This window comes from Rubrivirga sp., assembly GCF_049648075.1.
GTDB lineage: Bacteria > Bacteroidota > Rhodothermia > Rhodothermales > Rubricoccaceae > Rubrivirga.
Genome location: NZ_JBARYR010000726.1, coordinates 1 through 4,623, shown reverse-complemented (window position 1 = coordinate 4,623; position 4,623 = coordinate 1). Strand labels below are relative to the sequence as shown.

The following is a 4,623-nucleotide window of genomic DNA, read 5'->3' as shown; positions in this document are numbered from 1 at the left end:
GGCGACCGTCGTCTCACAGTCGGGCCTCGCCCCGCACGCCCAACTCCTGATCTACCCAGCGACGGACCACCCGACGGCCCGGCCCTCGAGGACGCTGTACGACGGATACCTGCTCACCGACGCCACGCGCCAAGCGTTCTGGGACGTCTACACGGCCGGCACCGGCGTCGCCGACGACGATCCACTCTTGTCTCCGATCTACGGCGACCTCGAGGGGCTGGCCCCGGCCTTGGTCGTGACGGCTGGCTTCGACGTGCTACGCGATGAGGGCGAGGCCTACGCGCACGCCCTCGAGGACGCCGGCACGACGGTCGCGCTTTATCGGCAGCCGAGCTTGCCGCACGGGTTCATCAACCTGACCGACGTCAGCCGCTCGGCGCGACGCGCGACGATCTCGATGGCCCGGCGGTGGCGGTCGTTCGTGGACGAGGTCTAGTGTCGGCTCCGCCGGTGGGGGCTCTCGAGGCCGGCTAGGGTCTGATCGGCCCTAGCGCTGCAACGGAGAGCAGAGCTGCGACCGCACCGAAGACGCCGTGGAACCAGCCGCCAGGGACCGCGCCGATCGGGCCGGGCTCGGGCGGAGCGACGTAGGCGCCGGAGACCGAGTCGCGCTCGACCCCGTACTCGCCAGCAAACGCGTCCTGCGCCGCCCGTTGTGCCGGCGTCGTGGCAGAATCGGCCGGTGACTTGTCGAATACCTCGATCAAAACCAACTGATGTGCCGCGGCGTGCTCGGCCCGCTGGTGGTCCCGAACGATCCCGAGGATGGCCCAGGCGGCGACCAGGGCGACGAGAGCCAGGAGAGTGATGGGCGAGCGCATGGCGGCGGGAGGAGGGTCGCCCTCGAGGTCGCAAGCGCCGTGCCAACCACCCGCCTGAGCGCCCGGATGGAGCTCTGCTACTCGCTCGTTCTGTCCGCTCGGAGCGCGCGCGCCAGGCCGTGCCAACTCGCATCGGGATACAAGAACCCGCGGTACGGGGCCGCGGCGTCCTGGCCGATGTCGGCCTCGAGGGCGTCCAACACGCGGTCCGAAAACGCGGCGGCCTGGGCCGGGTCGTCGCCGGCGTCGATGCCCGCGAGGACCCGGCGGGTCCAGTCTCCGAGCGTCGTTCGGAACGCCTCGAGGTTGGCGTCGGGCGACGTGCTCAGGCCCCAGTGCGTGCGGAACAAGCGCGCGGGCGCCCACGCCGCGATCCGGTCCAGCGATCCGGTCCAGGCCTCGAGGTCGATGTCGGGCGGCGGGGTCACCGGCAGGACGCGACCCGAGGGCGGCGCGGCCATCCCGACGGCGTCGCCGACGAACGCCGTCGACGTCTCGCGGTCGTAGTACGAGACGTGGTGGACGGCGTGGCCTGGCGTGTAGGCCACGTCGAGCGCCCGGCCGCCGACCTCGATGGTCTCGCCACCGGCGAGCGGCCTCAGGGCGTCGGGCGGTACCGCCTCGAACGCCCCCCACAGCACGTCCATCAGACTCCCGTAGAGCCGCGTCGCGCTCGCGATCAGCCGCTCGGGACGGGCGAGGTGCCGGGCTCCCGTTTCGTGGACCCAGACCGGCACGCCGAGCCGGCGGACCAGCGTCCCCGTCGCGCCGGCGTGGTCGAGGTGGATGTGCGTCAAGACCAGCGCGCACACGTCCTCGAGGCCCAGGCCCAGCGCGGCCAAGCCGCCCTCGAGGGCGGGCAGCGTCGAGGACGGGCCGGGGTCGACGAGGGCGACGCCGCCCTCGACGGGCAGGACGCCGGTCGCGATGATGCGCTCGGTGCCGAGGAAGAGGAGGTCGAGGGTGTGGACGTCGCGCGACATGGGTCTAGACGAACGCGCTCAGGCCCGTGACGGCTCGGCCCGTGATCAAGACGTTCATCTCGCGCGAGCCCTCGTAGCTGTAGACGGCCTCGGCGTCCGCGAACAGCCGGGCGACGCCGTGCTCGAGCAGGATCCCGTTGCCGCCGAGCAGACCGCGCCCGATCGACGCCGTCTCTCGCATCTTGTCGACGCAGAACACCTTGGCGAGCGACGCCCGCTCGTGGAGCCGCTTGGGCTCGTCGTAGCAGCCAGCGAGCCCGAGCATCATGCCCTGGATCGCGACCACGTTGCCCAGCATCCGCACCAGGCCCTCTTGGACGAGTTGGAAGCCGGCGATGGGCTTGCCGAACTGGACGCGCCGCGTGCAGTAGTCGAGCGTCATCTCGTAGAGGCCCATCGCCATGCCGCAGGCCTCCCAGGCGACGCCCGCGCGCGCGATGGCGAGCTGGCCGGCCACGTCGCGGAACGACCGCACGCCCGGCAGCCGATCCGACTCTGCGACCTCGACGTCCTCGAGGACGATGTCGACGTTCTGGACCGACCGCTTGGCGATCTTGCCCTCGAGCTTGGAGACCTCGAACCCCGGCGTGCCTTTCTCGACTAGGAAGCCTTTGACCTGGCCGTCCTCGAGGTCGCGCGCCCAGATCACGGTCACGTCGGCGAAGGTGGCGTTGCCAGACCATTTTTTGGCCCCGTTCAAGACCCAGGTGTCGCCTCGGCGCTCGGCGGTCGTCGCGAGTCCCAGGGCGGCGTCGGACCCGTGCTCGGGCTCGGTCAGCGCCCAGCTTCCGATGGCGTCGAAGCTCTCGAGCGGCCCCATCCACTTTTCCTTCTGCTCGTCGCTGCCGAACATCCAGATCGAGTACATCGCAAGCCCCCACGTGACACCCAGAAACGTGCCCACGCTTGGGTCGACGCGCGGAATCTCCATCGAGACCAAGCCGGTCAGGAACGGGTCGGTGCAGTACGTCTTGGCGGGGTCGGGTCCGAACGCCTCGCGCAAGGCGTCGCGCAGGCCTGGGACCACCTCGAAGGGCATCTCGCCGCGCTCCCAGTAGTCGTTGATGACGGGCGCGACGCCGTCGAGCATGAACCGGCGGATCGTCTGGCGCGCGTGCTGCTGCGGCTCGGTGAGCGCGCGGTCGAACAGGTTGTAGAAGTCCGTGTCAGGCGTCGGCGGCTGGTAGGGCTTCTTCTTCGGAGCGGCGCTGGATGCGCCGAGAAGGTCCGCCATCTCCTCGGCGGTCATCGCCTCGAGGCGTGTCAGGACGGCCTCGAGGTCGGCTTTCTGGGCGAGCTTGGCGAGGCGGGAGGTATCCATCGAGGCGTCAGGTGGCGGACCCTACCTACGCGCCCTCGTCATCGGGGCTCCAGCGCCTCGAGGACGGCGTCCCACGCGGGCTTGGGTGTGCCGCCGGGGCGGACCACACCGAGAAAGCAGAGGTAGTCGGTCAGACGGCCGGCGACGTCGGCGGGCAGGTCGTCGAGCTCGTCGCCGAAGAGGGCGTCGCGGACGACCTGGCACTCGGCTTGGTCGACGTCGCGGAACGTGAACACGGACGCGTACCGAACGCTCGGTGTCGCCTCGATCTCGGCGAACAGGCGCTCGAAGCAGCCGCGCTGCCACGCCTCCGACGCGCCCATCGAGGCCGGGCTGGGACACGTCAGCTCCTGAATGACGACGGGACCGTCGCCGTACGCCTCGGTCACCTCGCGCAGGTCGCTGCGCACGTCCTCGAGGGCGAGGACGGAGAAGTCCGGCGCGATGGGCGAGTGGTTGACCGCGACGACGTCGGAGATGGCGCGCATCGCTCGGAACGTGGCGGACTGCGTGCGGACGGAGCCATTCGTCAACGTCACCCCGACCGCCAAGCGTGGCTCGATGGCGTGGACTCGGCTACGGGCGACCTCGACGAACCGCGCATACTCACCTCGGCGCTCTCGGTCGTCCTCGAGGTACTCGCCCATCTCGTTGCCGAGCCCCAGGAAAAAGCCGCCTCGGCTCACCAGGAGCGGGACGACGCGGTCGAGCAGGTCGCCGAACCGCTCGGTCACGTCAGGGTCGTCGAGGGCGACGCGGTCTGCGATGCCGCGGTCCCCATCGCTCAAGCCGGGCGGCAGGTTGTAGCCGCCGCTGTCGCCCACGGTGAGGTTGACGAACGGGACCAGGCCGAGCGCCTGGAGCGCGTCGAGCTGGTCGGTGAACTCGTCGAGCGTGTAGCGGCCCGGTTCGGCCTCGAGGTCGGCCCAGTCGACGTAGAACGAGAAGCTCCCGAGCCCGGCTCGAATGGCGTCCTCGAGGACGCGGCGTTCGTCGGACGTAAGGGCGTCGAGGTCGGCGCTGCCGTAGAGCGTGGTGCCGAGGGTCCGGTCGGGGAGAAGCGGGAGCGACGAGGCGTCGGTCTCGGACGGCGTGACCGCGGCCGGGTCGCAGCCGGAGAGGACGGCGAAGAGGAAGAGGACGAGTCGCATCGGGACGAGTGGCGTTCGTCCTCGAGGACGCGACTGCGGCGGCGTGAGTTACACGTCCTCGAGGCCGATCGCTTGGCTGCGCCGACCTAGCGGTTCGTGGCTCGCGAGGTAGCGGGCACCGGTCTCGTCGAGGTGTTCGGCGATGACGTCGAGCGTGCGTCGCGCGGCGGCGCGGTCCTCGCAGATGCCGGCCACGGCGCGTCGTCGGACCTGGTCGAGGGAGAACGAGGCGTCGCCGGCCAATAGCGCCGAGCCGGTCTCGCCGGTCACGGTCACGGACTGGTGGCCGCGGGTGTGGCCAGGCGTCGGGACGAGCCGGACGGCGCCGTCGGCGGTGAGGGCGTGGC

Annotated in this window: 6 protein-coding genes; 1 reads left to right on the top strand and 5 read right to left on the bottom strand. The window is 70.8% G+C overall.

Annotated elements, in window-relative coordinates:
* Positions 1-436 (top strand): alpha/beta hydrolase fold domain-containing protein (locus tag WBA11_RS19115; protein WP_424522219.1); only part of this gene is annotated, 436 nt, incomplete at its 5' end.
* Positions 437-470: 34 nt separating this feature from the next.
* On the opposite strand, the gene WBA11_RS19110 is transcribed toward WBA11_RS19115, so the two are convergent.
* The 5 genes from WBA11_RS19110 to WBA11_RS19090 all read right to left on the bottom strand — a co-directional run.
* The gene (locus WBA11_RS19110; RefSeq protein ID WP_424522218.1) at positions 471-821 is read right to left on the bottom strand and encodes a hypothetical protein; all 351 of its coding nucleotides are present in this window, start codon (positions 819-821) and stop codon (positions 471-473) included.
* Between the two features lie 77 nt (positions 822-898).
* Positions 899-1,804, bottom strand: a complete 906-nt coding sequence (locus WBA11_RS19105) for an MBL fold metallo-hydrolase (RefSeq protein ID WP_424522217.1) — start codon at positions 1,802-1,804, stop codon at positions 899-901.
* 4 nt (positions 1,805-1,808) lie between these two features.
* Positions 1,809-3,125 (bottom strand): acyl-CoA dehydrogenase family protein, encoded by a 1,317-nt coding sequence (locus tag WBA11_RS19100; protein WP_424522216.1) that lies wholly within the window; start codon positions 3,123-3,125, stop codon positions 1,809-1,811.
* 38 nt (positions 3,126-3,163) lie between these two features.
* On the bottom strand, positions 3,164-4,276 hold the full coding sequence (locus WBA11_RS19095; protein ID WP_424522215.1) for a hypothetical protein: 1,113 nt from the start codon (positions 4,274-4,276) through the stop codon (positions 3,164-3,166).
* Between the two features lie 48 nt (positions 4,277-4,324).
* On the bottom strand, positions 4,325-4,623 hold a 299-nt coding region (locus tag WBA11_RS19090), incomplete at its 5' end, for an MBL fold metallo-hydrolase (protein WP_424522214.1).